Genomic DNA, 18,788 nt, shown 5'->3' on the forward strand with positions numbered 1-18,788 from the left:
GGTCGGTTCCGCGAGTCGAACGTCAAAGGGATACGCGCCATGCACCTGGTGGTCCTCGGCGCCATCGTCCTGCTGGTTTACCTGGTGATCCGCCTGGGCGCGACGGCCGGCGCCTGGCTGACAGGCAATCGCTATCGCTCGTACCGCCAGCTCGCGGCGCGTTATCAAGGCAAATACGAAAGTCGGGGCCTCTCCGACCCGCCCACCGTCAGCTTCTCCTACAAAGGCTCGAACGTCCGGGTGGGATTGGCCCCACAAATCAATGGCCAACCTCATAATCCTAGGACCCGGGTGGTGGCTCGGTTCCGCAATGGCTTGCCGTTTCGGTTCGAATTGGCGCCGATCACCCGTCCTGCCCCCGCGCAAGCGCCCAAGGGGACACGCCTGGTCAGGATCGGCGACCAGGAGTTCGACCGCGGCTTCGTGGTTCAGGCCAACGATCCCGAGATGGCCGTCGAGTTCCTCTCCCCGGCGGTCCGCTGGTCGATCGGCAATTTACAGCGACTGGCCCCTCCGAGCGGGATCCTGATCTCGATCAATCCGGAACGACTGCTGGTCCAGATCGATCGCAACCTCGGACTCCACGCCGAGTCGCTCGCTCACGCCGTGCACGAAACGCTTTTAATCCATGACGGCCTGCAACTGGGCGTGACTGCGCGGATGTCGCAAGGGGTCTCGATCGTCGCCGTCGGTCCCGCGTCCGCTGAGGATGCCGGTCCGCCCATCTGCAAGGTTTGCGGAGAGGCGATCAACGGGCCGAGCGTCCGCTGCGCAGTCTGCCGGACGCTCCATCATCGTGACTGCTGGGAATACGTCGGGACGTGCTCGATCTATGGCTGCACCGGCAAACAGAGCGTCTCGGCCTGACAGGCGTCACCGTTCACAGGAGAAGGCCCTTCGATGAATCGCGTGGGGGAACACGGATCGATTCCCACGCGTCGGCTGTTCCGGCCCGGATGGGCACCGGGTATCCTGGCAACACCTGTCCGTCGCGAACGCCGAAGAATCCCGGCGTCTCCACCCAATATTGTCGTTTGACCAGCGAATGAGATGCTGAGGAGGTATCCTGACCATGTCATACGGCGGAAATGCCGATCCCACCGGGATTCAGGTGACGTTCCTGGACCAGACTGGGGCGAAGTCGGTCAAGGCGGTCATCGCGTTTAGCGTACCAGTCAGCCGAATTCTCCCGAATATTATCACCAAGATGAACTTACCGACCACCAGTCCGGACGGCCAACCGATGAGTTATTCGCTCGACCATAAAGAGGGCGGGCGACGACTGATCGAGAGCCATACGCTGGTGGAGGCCGGAGTTCAGAACGGCGATCACCTGATCGTCTATCCCGAGGTTGTCGCCGGGCGTTCCTGACCGTTCCACGGTTCCAGACAACGTAAGGCACCATCCTGCTTTCTTCTTGACGCGTTGGGCTCGTCCGAACCATGTACGAATCACCTCGCATCCGACGTCTTCGCAACGACTTCACTGCCATGGAGCGGCTGGGGTCGGAAAGCTCGGTCCTTCGGTTCCGGGCCGAGGGAAAGCCGGCGCAGCGCTACGTGGTCGAGTTTCGGGGCCGGAGCCTCGCTCGCGAGCGGGGCAAGGTCTCGATCCGCGACCGCCACGAGGTCGAGATCAAACTCGGCTCGTCCTACCCGCGGACGATGCCCGAAATCCGCTGGCTCACGCCGATCTATCATCCCAACATCTCGGAGATCGGCATGGTTTGCCTGGGAGGGTATGGAACCCACTGGGTGCCCAGCCTCAACCTCGACGAACTCTGCGGTATGCTCTGGGACATGGCTCGATTCCACAACTACGACATCAGGAGCCCCTACAATCGCGAGGCCGCCCTCTGGGTCGCCAACCAGAGTTCGTTCCTCTTTCCACTCGACGCGCGGGCGCTCCGCGACCTCAGGGTCGCGCTCGGCCGGGTCGACTCCCACCCTTCTGCCGCTGCCGTTCCCGCTCCGTCAGTGGAGTCGGAACCGGCGTCCCAGGAACCGGCCGCCCCCAAGAGTTCATCGAATCCGGTCCCCGGCTCCCGGGCGGGAAAGTACGCGGACTTTGTCCGGAAGTTTGCGTCCGATTTGAGCGCACTCAAACCGACGCTTGCCGAGTCGAGCCCCCAAGTTCCCGAGGCCTGGAACGGGTCGGGTGTGGCAGGACCCGAGGGGATGATTATCCTCGATATGGAGGTAGATCTGCGCCCCGCCCCGCCTGGTCCTCGACCAGGATCAGGACCAGGTGATGAAATCGTCTTCATCGATTAGAGGCTTGACACCTCGGTGATTGAGATGCTTGGCAGCTCGAACTGGCGACCCTTCATCGCCAGGCGCCGAGACCCTTGAATTCGGGACCCACTCAGCTCATGATCTCTTTACGCCACGAAGACGCTACGACCCACCCGCGCGTCGGGGTTTCATGGCACTGACTTTTGTCACTTTCGGCAATCATTTTTGTGTCGCGTGAACATGTCCCGCCATTTCGCGACTCACCCTCGGTGAATGCTCCATGGATGACTCCCCACTGACGTTCCTCGACGAAGAGCTTCCCGATGCGGAGTCGGTGGCGGACACCGATGCCCCCCCTTCCTTGATCATCGACGACGCCGACCGTTACTCGCGGCTCCGGCTGATTCCGTGGTGGCGGCAGGAACGGCTCGCCGCCGCGCGGGTGCTCGTGGTCGGTGCCGGCGCGCTCGGGAATGAGGTACTCAAGAATCTCGCGCTCCTGGGGGTCGGGACCGTTTATGTCATCGATCTCGACGACGTGGAACCTTCCAATCTGTCGCGGTCGGTCCTCTTCCGTACCGAGGATGGCGGCCGGGGCAAGGCGGAGGTGGGGGCGCAACGCGCGACTGAGATCAATCCCGATGTCCGGATCATCCCGCTCAAAGGAGATGTGATCACCGACGTCGGCCTCGGTCTGTTCGCGGACGTTGATGTCGTGATCGGCTGCCTCGACAACCGTGAGGCGCGGCTCTGGGTCAATCGGCAGTGCTGGAAGGTGGGAACCCCCTGGGTCGATTCGGGGATCCAAGAAATCCAGGGGGTCGTGAAGGTCTTCGTCCCCCCCGATTCCGCCTGCTATGAATGCGCGATGACCGAGCGCGACTATCAGCTCTTGAACCTTCGATACAGTTGTCCCTTGCTTCGTCGCGATCAGATCATGGAGGGGAAGGTCCCCACGGCCCCCACGATTGCCTCGATGATGGGGGCGCTCGAAGTGCAGGAGGCGCTCAAAATCATTCACGGCCTCCCGGTCGCCGCTGGCAGCGCGATGGTTTTCAACGGGGTCACGAACCAGTTCTACACGACCCGGCTTCCCTTTCGACCCGATTGTCTCAGTCACGAGACCTACCCCAAACCGATCGAGCTGCCGCTGGGCGCGCTCCGGCCGGTCGCCGACCTCTTCGCGGCCGCGCGTCAAACGGGCCTGGCCGGACCGTTGACCTTGGCCCTCGAACGCGAGCTCGTCGTCTCGATCGACTGTCCCCGATGCGGCTGGCACAGCGAAATCCATCGGCCGAGAACCCGCGTTTCCCAGGCCGAGTCGATTTGCCCGACCTGCAACGAACCGGCCCAACCGGAGATCGTGAGCGCGCTGGCGGAGGATTCTCCACTGGCCACCCGAGCGCTCGCGGATGTCGGCATCCCGCACTACGATATTGTCCGGGTCGACGGCGTCGACGAGTCGGCCTTTTTTCTCCTGGCCGGGGATCGAGGGTGGCTCGAGGCCGGCCCGCAGGAAACACCGAACCACCCCATGAGAGCCTAGGTCGACGGACAGATCATGGTATCGTGGTAAGTTGGGGTGGGAAGTCCGATCCTGACTCACGACTCCAGTGAAGGCCTTTCGAGGCCGGCGACGGGAAGGGCGAGCGGTTTGAGCCACGACGAAATGGTTTTTGACGACGTGAAGTATCGCGAGCCCGAGCGGCGCTGCCGGCCCGATCGCGATCGCCGCTGGGCCTGCCTGGCCTATGGCCTGCCGGGAGTGATCGACCTCCCGATCTACCTCGATCGCGAGACGGCCGACCTGATCGAGCGGCACGCCTTACGCGATACCTCGGTCGAGTTGGGTGGGATCTTGCTCGGTAAGGAGTGCCTCGACGAAAAGACCGGGCTCCCCTTCGTCATGGTCACGCGGTCCTTGGAAGCGAAGCACTACGAGAACACCCAGGCCAGTTTCACCTATACCCATGACTCATGGGAAGAGATCACCCGGGAGCGCGACCGGTTACATCCCGACCTGGACATCGTCGGCTGGTATCATACCCATCCGGATTTCGGCATCTTCCTCTCGAGTCACGACCAGTTCATCCATCGCCACTTCTTCGCTCAGCCGCTTCAAGTTGCTTACGTGGTCGACCCGATCCGCCAGACCCGCGGGTTCTTCCAGTGGCGCGACGGGGAGCTCGAAGAAGTCGAGGGATACTACCTCTACACCGACCGGGCCGACCGCATTGCCCTGACGCGGTTGGTCAATGACCTGGAAAACTTCCCCAACGCCGAAGGCGGCGGTGGGGGCCTCTCCCCTCGACTGGAGGCCCAGCTAATCGCCATGCTCACGCGACCAGTCACCCACCACGCCACGACCGTCGACCGCACCCAGACGGCCGTGCTCTTCAGTCTGATCGGCAGTCTGGTCGGGATGCTCGTGCTGGCCGCCGGCCTCGTCCTCTACCAGATGTACCAGGAGGTCGCGGACCAGGCGCGGACGCTCAAGGACCTCCAGGAAAGCACCGGGGAGATCGTCTCCGCGCAACGTCTGGCGCTCGATAGCCTGCTCGACGAGGCGAGCGACGGCCATCCCGACAAATTCACCGCACGGTACAATCACGTGGTCCGCGAACGCGACGAGGCACGTAAAGAGGCGGAGCGGGCGAAGACGATCGATGCCGCGCTCACCGATCGATCCCAAAAGCTCGAGGCCGATAACCTCAAGCTCACCAAAGAATACGCTTCCGCAAAAAAGACCGTCGCAAAATACAATGAGGAACGGAAGACGTCGCCCGATCTCCTCGGTCGGCTTGCATTCCTCGAAGACGCATTGAAGACCAAGGCGCAGGCGATCACGGAGAAGGACGCAATCCTCGAGACCGTCAAGGACGCCGAAAAAGTCGAAGCGCTGATCCACAGTTATCATCGAACCTGGTATACCGCCGCGGCGGGTTGGGGGCTCTTCCTGGTCACCGCCCTCGGCTTGTTCACCTTGATCGGGCAACCCAAGTCGGCTCTGAGGCCGAGTGACGAATCCACCAATATTGACCCGCCTCCGCACCGAATCGCCTGAAAGGCCCTGAGGACATTGCGAACCGACTTGAACTCGCGCCTCCTGAAACTCGCGCTGCTGCTGACCCTACTCCTCTCCCCTCCCCTTCCGGCCGCCGAGAGCGCCCCAGCCGCTCCGTCGGTTTCCGGGCGTTCGACGCTGATCGCGGAGGACCTGACACCAGTCCCCGTCCCGCAACCCAGCGCCCTCGCCGTGCGTTATCACGCGACGGGGAACTGGCTCTGGGCCCTGGGTGAGCTCTGGTCGTTGCTCGTCCCGGCCGCCCTGCTCGTTTCCGGCGGTTCGGCGAAGCTCCGCGACCTCGCCCACCGAATCGGGCGCCGCTGGATTTTCACTGTTGGGATCTACGTTCTCCTGTTCTGCTTGGTCGTCTTTCTGCTCGACCTCCCGCTTCATTTTTACCGCGGGTACGTCCGGCAACACGCCTACGGCCTCTCCAATCAATCGCTCCACAAATGGTTTTTTAACTCAGTGAAGCAAGCGGGCATCGCCGCGGCGGTCAGCGCGCTGTTCGCGTGGGTCCCTTACCTGCTCATACTTCGAAGTCCTCGACGTTGGTGGCTCTTCACCACGATCCTAACGATCCCGTTCTTGTTTGGCGTGGTGCTCCTGAAGCCGATCTGGGTCGATCCCCTATTCAATGACTTCGGACCGATGAAGGACAAGGCGCTCGAGCATAAGATCCTCGCGCTGGCCGAGCGGGCCGGAATCAACGGCAGCCGGATCTACGAAGTCAATAAAAGCGTGGATACCAAGGCGGTGAATGCCTACGTCACCGGCCTGTTGGGAACGAAGCGAATCGTGCTCTGGGACACGTTGCTCGCCCGGCTCGAAAACGACGAAGTCCTGGTCGTCATGGGCCATGAAATGGGCCACTACGTGCTTGGCCATGTCCCAAGGTCGATCTTGCTCTCTTCCTTGATCACCCTGGCGAGCCTCTTCTGGGTCGACCGGGCCGGGCGTTGGCTGCTCGCCCGCGCCAAGGCGCGGTTCGGTTTTGACCAGCTTGCCGACGTGGCCTCGATCCCGCTCCTGCTCCTCCTCCTGCAACTGGCCTCGCTCGCGCTCGGTCCCGTCGCCAACGCCTACAGCCGGCAACAGGAACACGAGGCCGATCGCTTCGCGCTGGAGATCACGCGCGCGAACCGCGCGGCCGCGCTCACCTTCGTGAAGTTGCAGGAAGAGAATCTGGGGATTCCTCGGCCTGGATTCGTCTACCGGTTCTGGCGCGGATCGCACCCCAGCATTGGGGAGCGGATTGATTTCTGCAACACGTACCGCCCCTGGGCGGAGGGTCGTCCACTCCACTATTCCCGCTGGATCGGTCCCGAATCCACGGCTCCCCAATAGAACTGGGACTCAGCGCTGCCGGCGACGCGAACGTTTGTGGATCAATAGCTTAGGTGACGAATTCCTGGCCGAGAATGGGTCGTTGCCCCGTTTCGGCCAGGAATTGGAGAAAGTGTCGCTTGCACGACGGGGCGAGGCTTGCCATGATCGGGCTGCTGGAATGCCTTGCGACGCCCGGCCACTGAACGATTTCGATTCCTACCGCCCTCGATCTCAGTCTGGATTCCCCCAGCGCAGATCCCCCCGCCGGCCGGCTCACTCCGTGACCACGATTGGATTTGTGTTGAGTGTCCCTCCCTTCCCAACGGAATGAGCGGGACCTTTTTAAATCGGGAGCCTTGGTTAATGAACCTGGATTTCTGGCGAAGACTGGCATGCCGGCGTCCTGGATGGGTGGTCAGCGGTTGGTTTGCGACGGCGATCGCCGTCGGCCTCTTTGCGCCGAACTTGACTCAATTGGCCGCCGAGGGGCAAGCGAAGCTGCTCGGTCGGAATTCTGAAAGCTGGAAGGTGGCCGAGGTCGTCGCGAAGGTTTGGCCCGACCAAGGGTACGAGTCGATGGCGGTCGTCGGTTTCCACCGCCCCGGGAGCCTTACTGATTCGGACCGTGAATACGTCGCTCAACTGGCCAACCAGTTTGCGGTCCCGACGCGGCCCCGCGAGATCCTCCGGGTGCTCGGTCCCCACTCGCAACCCGAGGTGGCCGATCGCCTGCTCAGTCGGGACAAGTCGCTCGAGCTGGTGGTGGTGCCAATGCGTTCCGCGTTCGTGGCACCGGTCACGCAGGAGGCGGTCGCCTGGCTTCAAGCAATCGCGTCCGGCCCCGCCCTCTCCCCTCGTTCGGGACTGGAGATCCTCTGGACTGGCGACGCGGTCCTGGGACGTGACTACATGGCGAGCGTCCAGACCTCGCTCGATCGCGCGGCGTTGGTCACGGTGTTCCTACTCTTCGCTGTCTTGCTGACGGTTTACCGATCGGTTTGGTTGGCGCTGGTTCCCCTGGTCACGATTGCCCTCAGCTTGGTGATCACGCGCGGGATCCTGGCCTGGATGACGCAGTGGGGTTGGGAGATTTCCCCGCTGGTCGAGCTCTTTTTGGTGGCGATCCTGTTCGGCACCGGCACCGACTTCTGCCTCTTTGTCTCGTGGCGTTTCGGCGAGCATTTCAATCCCGACAACCCCGCGGGCGCGATGCAGGCGACTCTCGAGCGATCCTCGCTCGCGTTGTTGACCAGCGCCGGAACGGTGATCGTGGGTCTCTCCTTGATGGGGACGACTCACTTCAAGCTCTTCTCGAGCACCGGTCCGAGCGTTGCGATCGGGCTCGTTTTGACCCTGATGGCGACCCTGACCTTGACCCCTGCCCTGCTCGTCTTGCTAGCGGGACTTCGGCCCCGTTCGTTCAGCGGCCTGACGGCGCCTGCATCCGGGATCTGGGAGCGGCTGGGTCGGCTGGCCATGGCTCGTCCGCTCTTGAGTTGGTCCCTGGCACTTGTCTTCATGATCCCATTGGTCCTCATGAGCCTCCGTGCGGATTTCGTCCAGGACCTCATGACCGAATTGCCCAAGGAGACTCGGTCGGCCCAATGTCTGCGCCTGATCGCCGAGAAGTTTGAACCCGGCATGATGGCCCCGCTCACCGTCGTGCTCGAGTCCGACGCCAGCTTCCGAAGCTCGGAGGGGCTGGCGCTGATCGATGATGTCAGCCGGTTTCTCACGCTGCAACGCAGGCTGGTCGAAGTGCGTTCGGCCACTCAGCCGTTGGGGCGTACCGAGACCCTGGCGCGGGCGCGTCTGGCCTCGCGGCTTGGCGAGGTCGACCAAGGCTTCGTTCGAATGGCCTCGGGAGCCGGTGAGCTTCGCAACGGTCTGATCGAAGGAGCGGCGAAGATTCGGGCGGCGCTCTGGTTGGAACGGAACACCGGCCTGAAATTGATGAACGAAGCATCGACCGCTTCGAGTTTGGGAGGGGTCAACCCGGCCCCATCGAACGCCGGGAACCTCTTGGCCCAAGGATTCCGCCAAGCCTCGGCCGCCTTCGTCGGTTCGAGCGCGTGGTCGGCCCGAAAGCCGGCAGCCGACCGCGAGCCGACTCCCCCAGCGCCCGACGGCGATCCCAAACCCGATCAACCGCGACAGTCCATGCTTCGTGACCTCAGCCGTGCCGCCGAGGGCGCCGCGCAGATCGAGGAAGGGGCGGCCCGCGCCCATCGCGAGGTCTCCTCGATCCTGGCTGATCCGGTCGGACGTCGCGCGCTCGATCGCCTCCTGATCGACGCTCAGACCTTGCGTGACAACCCCGAGCTGGGGAAGGGCTTCGACGCCTACATCACCAAGAGCGGCCACCGCGCCCGGATCGACCTGGTCCAGGCCGATCGTGTCTTCTCGGCGGGAGCCATGGACCAAGTTCAAACGCTTCGCCGACGTCTCAACGACTATCTTGGCGAGGTCGAGGGCATGAAGGTCAAGGCGACCATCGGCGGCACCAACGCCGAGTCGGCGGACATTCGCGCGCTCACCCGGTCCGACCAAATCCAGAGTTGGTTCATCGTGCCGATCGGGGTCTTCCTCGTGTTGCTCGTGGCCCTACGCGACCCGCTGGCATGCCTCAACCTGGTCGCCACGATGATCCTGACCTACATGTTCGCGCTCGGAGCCACTCACCTCCTGTTCGTCACTTGGCTCGGTGCCGAAGGTCTCGACTGGAAGGTGCCCTACTTTCTGTTCGTGCTCCTGGTCGCCGTGGGGGTGGACTACAACGTCTTCCTGATGGACCGGGTTCGCGACGAGTCGCGTCGGCTCGGGCTCCGCGCAGGAATCGTTCAAGCGATCGCGAAGACGGGCGGACTGATCAGTTCGGCCGCGGCGATTACCGCCTGCAGCTTCGCCTCGTTCCTCAGCAGCCCACTGGGATCACTTCGTCAGCTCGGATTCGCGCTGGTGGTGGGAATCACGCTCGATGCCGTGCTCGTTCGACCGATTCTGGTCCCCTGCGGCCATTGGCTCTTGAGCCGGCTGCAATGGCCAAGGAGTTCGGGGGCCGCGCAGCGATCGCCCGTGGGGGCGGTGGGTCAGTTCGTTCACGTAAGCGATTGATCGAACAATTTTCGGAACGATCGGTCGCCCCCCGACCCTGCCCCGCTCGGCCCCTTCGTCCGCATCACAGGATCGTCCGGTCGATTGGGACGCTGGCTTTGACACGGGTTCTCGTTCGATCGAACCGACAAGGTGGAGGCATTGGCGATGAAGACCAGTGGCGGACGATCCAGCGCAAGAGCTTCGGTCGGGACCATCCGCCATGGGACAGGTACGTCACCCCTGGGACCGATCCTGGTGGGGATGTCAAAGCGAGGGGTCTGTGGCTTGTTTGTCCTCGTCGACGAGGGGGCACTCCACGCGCGGGGGCGACTTCACCACCACTATCCTGGTGCCGAGCTCATCGAGGATCAGACCGCGGTCGCAGGCCTCTTCCCTCGTGTGACCGCCTTCCTCTACGGCCAGGATGACTGCCGCGACCTGGCCATTGACATGACGAGCGGAACCCCATTTCAGCAACGGGTCTGGGAGTCACTCCGCGCCATTCCGAGGGGCCAGACGCGATCCTACGGCGAGGTGGCGGCAGCGATCGGTCATCCCAGGGCCGCGCGCGCCGTCGGTGCGGCCTGTGGGATCAATCCAGTCTCGCTGCTCGTCCCCTGCCACCGCGTCGTCGCGTCAGGGGGCGCACTCGGCGGCTACGGCTGGGGGCTCGAACGCAAGAAAGCGTTGCTCGACCTCGAGCAAGATGAGTAACCGGGCTGTTGGAATCGACAAAAGGCGGGCAGGGAGCGATCAGCTCCCCGCTCGCCTTTGGAGTGGGTCACGAGATCCTGAAGTTTGCGAGCCACGACCGGTTTAGTTGGCCCGGCCGAGGTACTCGCCGGTACGGGTGTCGACTCGAACGGTGACCCCCTGCTCGAGATGCTCGGGTACCTGGATGATGTGGCCGGTAGCGAGGGTCGCCGGCTTCGTTCGTCCGGTGGCGGAATTTCCCCGGACGCCGGGAGCGGTCTCGACGATCGGCAGGTCCACGGTATCGGGCAGTTCGACCGCGATGACCTCGTCGTCGACGACGAGCGCCTCGACCCCTTCCATGTTCTCGGTCATATAAGGAAGTTGGTCGCGAAGGTCGTCGGTCGTGAACGAGAACTGATTGAAGTCGGCCGAGTCCATGAAGTGGCAGCCGTCGGGGTCACGGTAGAGGAACTGAACCGGACGGCGCTCGAAGCTCGACTCGTTGAGTGCGTCCGTGCCTCGGTAGGCTTTCTCGACGCGCGACTTGGTCTTGAGGTTGCGCGCCTTGATCTTGTAGAGCGTCGCGGCGCCTCGCGCCGAGGGCGTCTGAACCTGGATCTGCTCGATCATATGAGGCGAGCCGTCGATCTCAACCACCATCCGTCGCTTGAAGTCTTTGGCGGGAACCACGGCGGCCGATCCTCCAGCCCCATCGCAGCGCGATGGAGACTCGAAAAAAAACAGAAAACTCATGTACCGGGCAGGCATTCTTATCATACGGCAGGCGCTCGCGACGGTCAAAGCCAACCGAACAGGTGACGGATCGGCGGCCCGATCGATCACGCGATCGCGGGCCGGCCGGTCGACCACTCAGTTGACACGAAGCCCAGCCAGAGATAGTTTAAGTCACTGAAACGCAAATCTATAAGCGCCAAGTTGGTGCGGCCATGCCTGATTCGACTGAACGAGATGAAGCAACACAACTCGAGCACTGCCAGGACGTGCTCAACTACTCGTTCAAAGATCCCACCTATCTCCGTGAGGCTCTGACGCACGCGTCCGGAGCCGACCACCGGCTGGTGTCGAACGAACGACTGGAATTTCTCGGCGACGCCATCCTTGGTGCGATCGTCTGCGAACAGCTCTTCCTCAAATTCCCCGAGTACCTCGAAGGCGAGCTCACCCGAGTCAAGTCGGTCGTCGTCTCGCGGCGCACCTGCGCGAAGATCTCCGAGCGGCTTGGCCTCGAAGACTTCCTCGTGCTCGGCAAGGGAATGGGAGGGCAGGACGAGACCCCCTCCTCTGCCCTGGCTGACGTGTTCGAGAGCCTGATCGGCGCGATCTACCTCGACGGCGGAATGGAGGCGGCGAAGCGTTTTATCGTCCGCCACATCGAGGCGGAGATCGACGCGACCGTCGATGGCCAAGGGGGAATCAACTACAAGAGCAACCTCCAGCAGGTTGCTCAACGACAGTTCGGTGAGACCCCGACCTACCTCCTGCTCGACGAGAAGGGCCCCGACCACTCGAAGTGCTTCAAGATTTCCGCCCAGATCGGCCGTCAACGCTACGCCCCCGCCTGGGGCCGCAACAAGAAGGACGCCGAACAACGAGCCGCGATGAACGCGCTCAGTCAACTCTCGGGTGAAGCGGTCCCGTTCGAGTCGGACTGAGTTGTTTCCCCGGCCGTTCCTGCTGACTTGCGAGTCGCCTGATTCCCGCGTACGATCGCCAAGCGTCGGACGCATGCATGCTGAGGCGCTGTCTCGGCACGGATTGACTGATTTTCGCGGAGAGTAGATCCCGTGACCGGTTCGCTGGTACTCGACCTCGGAGTCGGGCCCGAAATCTGGCTCTTGCTGACGCTGGTCGGCTGTGTCACGCTCTTCTTCAAATTCAGCCGGATTTGGAGCGTGCGGAACCTCGATCTCCTGCTCCTCTTCGCGCTCTCACCCGGCATGATGCGGCTCGTCGGGAACGGGGACCGACAGCCCTGGATCGCCTTCGTCTGGTTGTTCCTCGGCTCGGCCGCATGGCTGGTTCGGTGCTTCCTCGACCTTGGTCTCACCCGACGCCCTCTGCTCGAGCCCAACCTCAATGCGGCCGGCCTCGCCTGTCTCTCGGTCGGTATGCTCTCGCTCCTCGTCGCCGAGACCATCAGCCTGCCGGTCGACGAAGGGGAAAAGCGAAACCCAGCGGCCCCCAGCGGACGCGACACCCCCCCTCCCCCGGGAGCACGCGACGCCAACTCCGCCGTCAATCAAGTCCTGATGATCGCGCCGCTCCCCAGCGCCCTGAAACCCAATCCGCCCCAGGTGATCCTCTCGCGCGTCCTCGCCAGCCTGGCTCACCTCGGCCTGGTCGCCGGCCTCATCATCGTCGGTTGGCGTCACTTCGAACGACCGATCGCCGGACTGGCCGTCGCCACCTGCTACCTCCTCTCCCCCTACACCCGAATTGCGCTCGTCGATAGTGGGCAGGTTGTGCCCGCCGCGCTGATCGTGACCGCCCTGGCGGTGTACACGAGGCCGGCAATCGCGGGGTTATTGATAGGCCTGGCTGCCGGGTGGATGCCGGCCTGCCTGGGGCTTGTGCCACTCTGGGCTGGTTTCTATCGCCGAAAAGGCTGGATCCGATTCACGTCCGTGAGCCTGGGCGTCATTTCGGGCTCCGCACTGCTGGGCGCATTCATTCCAGGACTGGCGCGGTGGGCCCGCGCTCTGGGCGCCCGAAGCCTCGCCGAGGCTGGGCTCTTACCTGGGATGGATCCCCCGTTGAACGGGAGCTTCTGGTCGGGCATCGACGCGAGCTATCGACTCCCCGTGCTGATCGCCTTTCTGGCCCTGGTGCTCGTGACCTCCCTCTGGCCCGCTGAGAAGAACCTGGGGGAGTTGATTGCCTTGTCATCAGCCTCGCTGATCGCGAGTCAGTTCTGGTATCTCGAGGAGGGGGGAACGATGGTCCTTCTCTATTTACCGCTCGTCTTGCTGATGATGTTCCGGCCGAACCTCGGCTCGAAGCGTCCGATCGCCGGCTCGTCGAGAATGAAGGAAACTCGGCAGTCGCTCTTTCCCGTGCGCTGAGGCGAATCCCGCGCACCCGCGGGGCGCCCCCCTTGCCGCCCAACAACTTCTTGTGCCGACCCACGACCCTGTCCTAACCGGGAGCCGGTTGATCATGGAATTCACTTACGAAGCAATCGCCAAGCGGATCGACCACTCGCTCCTCGGGCCGACGTTGACCGACGTCGAATTGGAGGAGGGTTGCCGCCTCGCCGCGAAGTACAAGGTGGCCAGCGTCTGCATCAAGCCCTACGCTGTCGCTCAGGCCGCGGCGATCCTTCGCGACTCCGGCGTGTTTGTGGGGACGACCATCGGCTTCCCGCATGGCGGACATACCACGGCGGTAAAGCGCTTCGAGTCGGAGCGGGCAATCGATGACGGGGCGACCGAGCTCGATATGGTGATCAACATCGGCCATGCGATCGAGGGCCAGTGGGATCGAGTTCAGGCCGAGATCGAGGCGATCACCCGAACAGCGCACGAGGGAGGGGCGATCCTCAAGGTCATCTTCGAGAACTGCTATCTCAACGATGAACAGAAGATTCGTCTCTGTCAGATCTGTGGCGAGGTCGGAGCCGACTACGTGAAGACCTCGACCGGCTATGGAACCGGCGGCGCCTCGCACGCCGACTTGATCCTGATGCGCAAGGCTGCCCCGTCGCATGTGAAGCTCAAGGCCGCCGGCGGAATTCGCGACCTCGACGCCGCGATCGCGGTCGCCAAACTTGGGTCCGATCGGATCGGTGCAAGTAAGACCGCGGAGATTCTCGACGAGCTCACCGCGCGTTTGGCTCGCTAAGCGCATCGCAGCAAACGCTGTACGACGGGCGTGTCGCTAGCACTTCGTCCTCACCTCTGGAGGACAGGGAGCGACCCGCCCGCCCTACCGGATTATCGTGAGACACTCGACGTTTCACGTGGAATCAGGTGAAGGGGTCCGAGCTTCGGGACCGCTCAAGCGACCGACTCGGCGGGTTCGACGAGTTTCACGTGAAACGAGGTTCAACCGCTCACGCCTTCAACTTTGAAAGCGTAGCGGTCTCGTCGTCGCATGACCAACCGGAAATGACGAGGGCTTGAAGCGCTTGTCCGCACTCAATCCGTCCCACGTACCATCGAGGCGGTGCGGAACGGCGTGGATCAGACGTGAGGCGGGGCCTCGAACTGTTCGACCCGATCGGCGTATCCGACGACCAGGAGGTCGCACAGGCCGAAGAAGAAGCCGGTATCGAGAACCCCGGCGACCCGTCGGAGCCGAAGGTCGAGACTTTCCGGATCGTCATTGGCGGCGAACCGGCAGTCGATGATCCCGTTCCCACCATCGGTGAGAGACAGGGTGCCGTCGCTCTGAGTCCGGATCGACGTGCTGGCACCGAGCCGCTTGAGTTGCGCCTCGGTGTGTTTCAGACCGAAGAGACTGACCTCAACAGGAAGCGGCATCGTTGCACCGAGCCGCTCGACCCGCTTCTCCGCGGTGATAATCGTGACCTTGCGTCGCGCCGAGGAGACCACGATTTTCTCACGGAGCAGGGCCCCTCCCCGTCCCTTGATCATCCGGAACCGCGAATCCACCTCGTCGGCCCCGTCGAGGTTCAGGTCAAGGGAGTCGACCTCGTCAAGTTCGCGAAGCGGGATGGCCAAGGATTGGGCCAGCTCAGCCGTCGCGGTGCTGGTGGGAACGCCCACAAAGTCGAGGGCTTCGTGATTGCGACGATCGCCCAGAAGCCGGATCGTAAGACTCGCGGTCGTTCCCGAACCCAGTCCGACGACCATCCCACTTTTGACCAATGCAGCCGCGGACAGGGCCGCCTGGTACTTCGCGGGATCGCGCTCGCTCATGACGTCGACTTGCCCCACCTATCGATCCAGGCCGTGTCCAGAGACGGGAATCTCAAGCAAAGAATCGGGGCGACCAGATTCGAACTGGTGACCTCCTGCTCCCAAGGCAGGCGCGCTAACCAGGCTGCGCTACGCCCCGAATCGGTTGGACCACGGCATGTTACGAACAATCCGGCATGTAGGTCAAGGTCGGCTCGAGAAAGCTTTCGGTGGGCATCAGGCGATCGAGGCATTCGAGGAACCGATCGAGGTCGATCGGCTTGCGAAAGACCGCGGTAAACGTGCGGCGAAACGAGTCGAGCGTGGGCATGTCAAGAATCTCGCCGGTCATCAGGATCAGGGGGACCGACGGATAGCGGGCACGGATCCAGTGGGCCAGGGCTCGACCATCGAGGTTCGGCATCGAGAGATCGGTCACGATCACCTGGGGCCGACGGACATCGCACTGAGAGAGCGCCAGGGCCCCCGATGAGGCGACCACACAGGAGTGACCGGCACCCTTCACCACCTGGTGCAGCTGACGCAAACTTGGCGCATGGTCATCCACGAGGAGGACGTACGGCTTCGTTCCGCCCACAGGCGCGGTGGTGGTGAGAATGGGTGCGCTGCTCAGCATGATAGTCACTCACAAGGAAGGACGAACGGTCAGGGGCCAAGTCGCCCTGAGGTGCAAACCGTCGTGGAAGTCGAGAGTCATCGTTCCCCCGTGCGCCGAGAGCACTCGGGCCAGGAGCGGCAGGGCCAGCGGGTCGGACCGGTCCGAACGTTCGGGAGTTCCACCGACGCCGAAAGAGGACGGCTCGTCCCACTCAATCAAAAAATGATCGTCTTCAATTCTCCACCCCAACTGGGCTGGCTGCCCGCGTTCACCCACTTCAGCACGCCAGAGAATGAACGTGTTGAGGCACTCGGGGAGGCGAATCGGGTCAAACTCGCCGACGTCGGACGATTTCGGTGGAACCAATCGGAGTGAACGATCTCGTGCAGCCATGGCCTCAACCCAGGAGGCCCCCCGCTCTTTCATGATGAGCGACAGCGAGGCCCTGAGGGGAGTCAGCGTCATCGGTCGGCAAATGGCCTGGAGTCGATCGAAGAGAAGTTCCACCTCGTGGTAGCGTTGATCAAGCTCGCCCCACAGCGGCGAGGCCACGTGCGATGCGTCACGCTTCGTCAGATAGAGGCTCAGTTTCAAGGAGTTGAGCGTGTTCCGGCACTGATGACAGAACACTCCGAGAATGTCGTGTAAGGCGCGAACCTTGAAGGGGTCCGACGCGACCCCGACCAAGGAACACGCGAGGTCGTCTTCCAGCATTGCCTGAGCCATCGGAAAATCCATCTCGGACGCATTTCGGGCCGCTTCGCCAAACGAACAGGACCAGGCCTCCTCGCCGGGCCGCTTGGGGAAAACTCGTCGGAGAGTCGGAGGAATCATGAGTCGGGAAGAAACGCAAACAGAGTGCCACCCCGTCCAATTCGCCGCCGCATCCCCTGAGACGCTTCCACACGGTTGAATTGTGCCATGTGAGGCGAACCTCCGAAATCGCGACGCGCGATCGGTTCGCCACTCTCGGTTCTCCTTTCCCGGACAAGCCGAAAGAAATGGGAAGCGTGGTCATCGTTTTCTTGCGATCAGGCGGAAAACGACGACAGGCGCGGAAATCACCGTGGCAGTGATTTCCGCGCCTGGGAGGTTCAACGTCGGCGACTCGACCAAGTCGGTGGCTTATTCCCCGCGAATCAGGGTGGTGACGCGCTCGAACTCTTCCTGCGAATTGAAGTCGATCACGATCTGACCGCGGTCGCGGCTCTTCACGCGAATCAAGACCGGTGTGCCGAATCGGCTATGGAGGTGTTTCTCGAGTTCGAGGACGTGGGGCATTTTCCCGCCGCCCGAAGTGACCCCCTGCTCGGCCGGATCCTTGCGAATCCGGGTTCGGGCTGGAGTCGGTTCGCCGGTGGCGACGAGGGCCTCGGTTTGGCGGACCGAGAGATTCTCGGCGATGATCCGCTGGAAGGCGCCGATCTGGCTGTCCGCGTCCGGTAGGCCGAGAATCGCGCGCGCGTGACCTTGGGAAATCTTCTTGTTACGGACCGCGTCCTGAATCTCTTCCGGCAGGTCGAGCAGGCGGATTAGATTCGAGACGGTGGAGCGGTCGAGGCCGAGTCGGCCGGCGAGCTCCTCCTGAGTCCCCCCGTAGTTGTTCAGGTAGTCACGGAAGGCGACCGCCTTTTCCAGCGCGTTCAAGTCCTCGCGCTGAAGGTTCTCGACCATGGCGAGCTCGCTGACCCGCTGGTCATCGAGCTCCATCACGCGAGCCGGGATCTCGTGAAGCTGGGCCTCGACGCTCGCCCTCAGCCGGCGTTCGCCCGCGACCAGTTGGTAGCGGTCGTTGACGGCACGCACGAGCACGGGCTGGAGCATGCCGTGCTGGCGGAGCGAGTCGGCGAGCGCCGCGATCTCGGCCGGGTCGAACTGACGTCTCGGCTGAAACGGGTTGGGATCGATCAGGTTGATCGCGACAAAAGTCAGGTCGCTGGCGTCGCCGGATCCGGGGTCAAAGCCCCCTTCATCGCGACCCAGGAGTGACTCCAGACCGCGTCCGAGTCGTCGCTTATTCACGGTCGATGACCTCCATGGCAAGTTCGGCGTAAGCCCAGGCGCCCCGGGCTCTCGGGGAATAGTCGAGCACGCTGACGCCGTGGCTCGGCGCTTCGCTAATATGAACATCGCGAGGGATGAGAGTGTCGAAGACGGTCTCATCGAAGTAGTCGCGGACTTCCTCGGCGACCTCGTTGGCGAGATCGAGCGCGGGGTCGTACATCGTCAAGACGATCCCGCCGATCTCAAGCCGGTGGTTGTCCTTGGCCTTGGTCTGGCGGGCAAGGTCGATGATCTGCGAGAGTCCCTCCATGGCGAAGTATTCGCACTGGATCGGGATGTAGACCTCGGCAGACGCCCCGAGCGCGGCGCGGGTGAGCTGACCCAACGAGGGGGGGCAGTCCAAGAACACAAAGTCGTATCCGCCCAGTTCGCCATTAAGCTGCTGGCGGAGCGTCGAGGCCCGCTGGCGATTCGAAGCCGAGAGCGCATCGGCGTCGGCCAAGCTCTGCGATCCAGGGAGGACGAAGAGCTTCGGCTGGGACGTCTCGACGACCGACTCGACCAACGGCCGACCGGCGAGCAGTGGATGACGCTGGGCAGGCTCAACACCGAGCCCGCTTGTGGCGTTGCACTGGGGATCGACGTCGATCACCAGCGCGGATCGGCCTGCCTTCGCGAGGCCCGCGGCGAGGTTGATCGCGGTGGTCGTCTTGCCGACCCCCCCCTTCTGGTTGGCCACGCTGATGATCTTGGCCACGTCTCGGCAACCTCCGTCCGAACTCGATCGATCGCGCAAGGGGCGACCGACGGACGGACGGATGACCGTTCCGGGATCGGGCGTCCCTGCCCGCAGAAGTGAGAA

At 63.1% G+C, this 18,788-nt stretch carries 17 protein-coding genes and 1 tRNA gene; 11 read left to right on the plus strand and 7 right to left on the minus strand.

Annotation, left to right across the window (positions count from 1 at the left end):
- The first annotated feature begins 39 nt into the window (after positions 1-39).
- The 8 genes from BUS42_RS36385 (at position 40) to BUS42_RS36420 (ending at position 10,441) form a co-directional block, all read left to right on the plus strand.
- Positions 40-867: an RING finger protein gene (locus BUS42_RS36385; RefSeq protein ID WP_074315944.1), complete on the plus strand. Its 828-nt coding sequence runs from the start codon at positions 40-42 to the stop codon at positions 865-867.
- A gap of 205 nt (positions 868-1,072) precedes the next feature.
- The gene (locus BUS42_RS36390) at positions 1,073-1,372 is read left to right on the plus strand and encodes an EsaB/YukD family protein (RefSeq protein ID WP_015245273.1); all 300 of its coding nucleotides are present in this window, start codon (positions 1,073-1,075) and stop codon (positions 1,370-1,372) included.
- Between the two features lie 119 nt (positions 1,373-1,491).
- A complete protein-coding gene (locus BUS42_RS36395; RefSeq protein ID WP_254054046.1) occupies positions 1,492-2,274 on the plus strand; it encodes a ubiquitin-conjugating enzyme E2 in 783 nt (260 codons plus the stop codon).
- 241 nt (positions 2,275-2,515) lie between these two features.
- Positions 2,516-3,781, plus strand: coding sequence for a HesA/MoeB/ThiF family protein (locus BUS42_RS36400; RefSeq protein WP_074315948.1), 1,266 nt, complete (start codon positions 2,516-2,518; stop codon positions 3,779-3,781).
- A 108-nt stretch (positions 3,782-3,889) separates the two neighbouring features.
- Positions 3,890-5,299 carry a M67 family metallopeptidase gene (locus BUS42_RS36405; RefSeq protein WP_254054047.1) on the plus strand — a complete coding sequence of 470 codons (1,410 nt, stop codon included), beginning with the start codon at positions 3,890-3,892 and terminating at the stop codon, positions 5,297-5,299.
- 27 nt (positions 5,300-5,326) lie between these two features.
- Positions 5,327-6,649 carry a M48 family metallopeptidase gene (locus BUS42_RS36410; protein ID WP_254054048.1) on the plus strand — a complete coding sequence of 441 codons (1,323 nt, stop codon included), beginning with the start codon at positions 5,327-5,329 and terminating at the stop codon, positions 6,647-6,649.
- A 345-nt stretch (positions 6,650-6,994) separates the two neighbouring features.
- A complete protein-coding gene (locus BUS42_RS36415) occupies positions 6,995-9,745 on the plus strand; it encodes an MMPL family transporter (RefSeq protein ID WP_074315956.1) in 2,751 nt (916 codons plus the stop codon).
- 147 nt (positions 9,746-9,892) lie between these two features.
- Positions 9,893-10,441: a methylated-DNA--[protein]-cysteine S-methyltransferase gene (locus BUS42_RS36420; protein ID WP_074315958.1), complete on the plus strand. Its 549-nt coding sequence runs from the start codon at positions 9,893-9,895 to the stop codon at positions 10,439-10,441.
- 102 nt (positions 10,442-10,543) lie between these two features.
- On the opposite strand, the gene BUS42_RS36425 is transcribed toward BUS42_RS36420, so the two are convergent.
- Positions 10,544-11,113: an elongation factor P gene (locus tag BUS42_RS36425; RefSeq protein ID WP_074315962.1), complete on the minus strand. Its 570-nt coding sequence runs from the start codon at positions 11,111-11,113 to the stop codon at positions 10,544-10,546.
- A gap of 257 nt (positions 11,114-11,370) precedes the next feature.
- On the opposite strand from BUS42_RS36425, the gene rnc reads away from it, so the two are divergent.
- The 3 genes from rnc (at position 11,371) to deoC (ending at position 14,284) form a co-directional block, all read left to right on the plus strand.
- Entirely contained in the window at positions 11,371-12,096 is a 726-nt protein-coding gene (gene rnc, locus BUS42_RS36430; RefSeq protein ID WP_074315967.1) for a ribonuclease III, read from the plus strand.
- A gap of 132 nt (positions 12,097-12,228) precedes the next feature.
- Positions 12,229-13,506: a hypothetical protein gene (locus tag BUS42_RS36435; protein ID WP_074315970.1), complete on the plus strand. Its 1,278-nt coding sequence runs from the start codon at positions 12,229-12,231 to the stop codon at positions 13,504-13,506.
- Positions 13,507-13,600: 94 nt separating this feature from the next.
- Complete coding sequence (gene deoC, locus BUS42_RS36440; RefSeq protein ID WP_074315972.1) at positions 13,601-14,284, plus strand: deoxyribose-phosphate aldolase; 684 nt, start codon at positions 13,601-13,603, stop codon at positions 14,282-14,284.
- Between the two features lie 341 nt (positions 14,285-14,625).
- Here the strand turns inward: deoC and rpiA are convergent, their stop codons facing one another.
- The 6 genes from rpiA to BUS42_RS36470 all read right to left on the minus strand — a co-directional run bounded on the left by rpiA (position 14,626) and on the right by BUS42_RS36470 (position 18,683).
- Positions 14,626-15,324 carry a ribose-5-phosphate isomerase RpiA gene (rpiA, locus tag BUS42_RS36445; RefSeq protein ID WP_074317464.1) on the minus strand — a complete coding sequence of 233 codons (699 nt, stop codon included), beginning with the start codon at positions 15,322-15,324 and terminating at the stop codon, positions 14,626-14,628.
- 64 nt (positions 15,325-15,388) lie between these two features.
- Positions 15,389-15,463 (minus strand) — tRNA-Pro (locus BUS42_RS36450).
- Between the two features lie 21 nt (positions 15,464-15,484).
- The gene (locus tag BUS42_RS36455) at positions 15,485-15,940 is read right to left on the minus strand and encodes a response regulator (RefSeq protein WP_074315974.1); all 456 of its coding nucleotides are present in this window, start codon (positions 15,938-15,940) and stop codon (positions 15,485-15,487) included.
- Positions 15,941-15,949: 9 nt separating this feature from the next.
- A complete protein-coding gene (locus BUS42_RS36460; protein WP_254054049.1) occupies positions 15,950-16,648 on the minus strand; it encodes a hypothetical protein in 699 nt (232 codons plus the stop codon).
- A 399-nt stretch (positions 16,649-17,047) separates the two neighbouring features.
- On the minus strand, positions 17,048-17,944 hold the full coding sequence (locus BUS42_RS36465; RefSeq protein WP_074315980.1) for a ParB/RepB/Spo0J family partition protein: 897 nt from the start codon (positions 17,942-17,944) through the stop codon (positions 17,048-17,050).
- Positions 17,937-18,683, minus strand: a complete 747-nt coding sequence (locus BUS42_RS36470) for a ParA family protein (protein ID WP_074315982.1) — start codon at positions 18,681-18,683, stop codon at positions 17,937-17,939. Before BUS42_RS36470 ends, BUS42_RS36465 begins: the two co-directional genes overlap by 8 nt.
- Positions 18,684-18,788 lie beyond the last annotated feature (105 nt).

It is taken from the genome of Singulisphaera sp. GP187, from assembly GCF_900129635.1.
GTDB lineage: Bacteria > Planctomycetota > Planctomycetia > Isosphaerales > Isosphaeraceae > Singulisphaera.

Excerpts from the sequence above, each read along its gene's own strand:
- BUS42_RS36385 (WP_074315944.1), top strand. The coding sequence starts at position 40 with ATGCACCTGGTGGTCCTCGGCGCCATCGTCCTGCTGGTTTACCTGGTG.
- BUS42_RS36390 (WP_015245273.1), top strand. The coding sequence starts at position 1,073 with ATGTCATACGGCGGAAATGCCGATCCCACCGGGATTCAGGTGACGTTC.
- BUS42_RS36395 (WP_254054046.1), top strand. The coding sequence starts at position 1,492 with ATGGAGCGGCTGGGGTCGGAAAGCTCGGTCCTTCGGTTCCGGGCCGAG.
- BUS42_RS36400 (WP_074315948.1), top strand. The coding sequence starts at position 2,516 with ATGGATGACTCCCCACTGACGTTCCTCGACGAAGAGCTTCCCGATGCG.
- BUS42_RS36415 (WP_074315956.1), top strand. The coding sequence starts at position 6,995 with ATGAACCTGGATTTCTGGCGAAGACTGGCATGCCGGCGTCCTGGATGG.
- BUS42_RS36420 (WP_074315958.1), top strand. The coding sequence starts at position 9,893 with ATGAAGACCAGTGGCGGACGATCCAGCGCAAGAGCTTCGGTCGGGACC.
- rnc (WP_074315967.1), top strand. The coding sequence starts at position 11,371 with ATGCCTGATTCGACTGAACGAGATGAAGCAACACAACTCGAGCACTGC.
- deoC (WP_074315972.1), top strand. The coding sequence starts at position 13,601 with ATGGAATTCACTTACGAAGCAATCGCCAAGCGGATCGACCACTCGCTC.
- rpiA (WP_074317464.1), bottom strand. The coding sequence starts at position 15,324 with ATGAGCGAGCGCGATCCCGCGAAGTACCAGGCGGCCCTGTCCGCGGCT.
- BUS42_RS36455 (WP_074315974.1), bottom strand. The coding sequence starts at position 15,940 with ATGCTGAGCAGCGCACCCATTCTCACCACCACCGCGCCTGTGGGCGGA.
- BUS42_RS36460 (WP_254054049.1), bottom strand. The coding sequence starts at position 16,648 with ATGGCTCAGGCAATGCTGGAAGACGACCTCGCGTGTTCCTTGGTCGGG.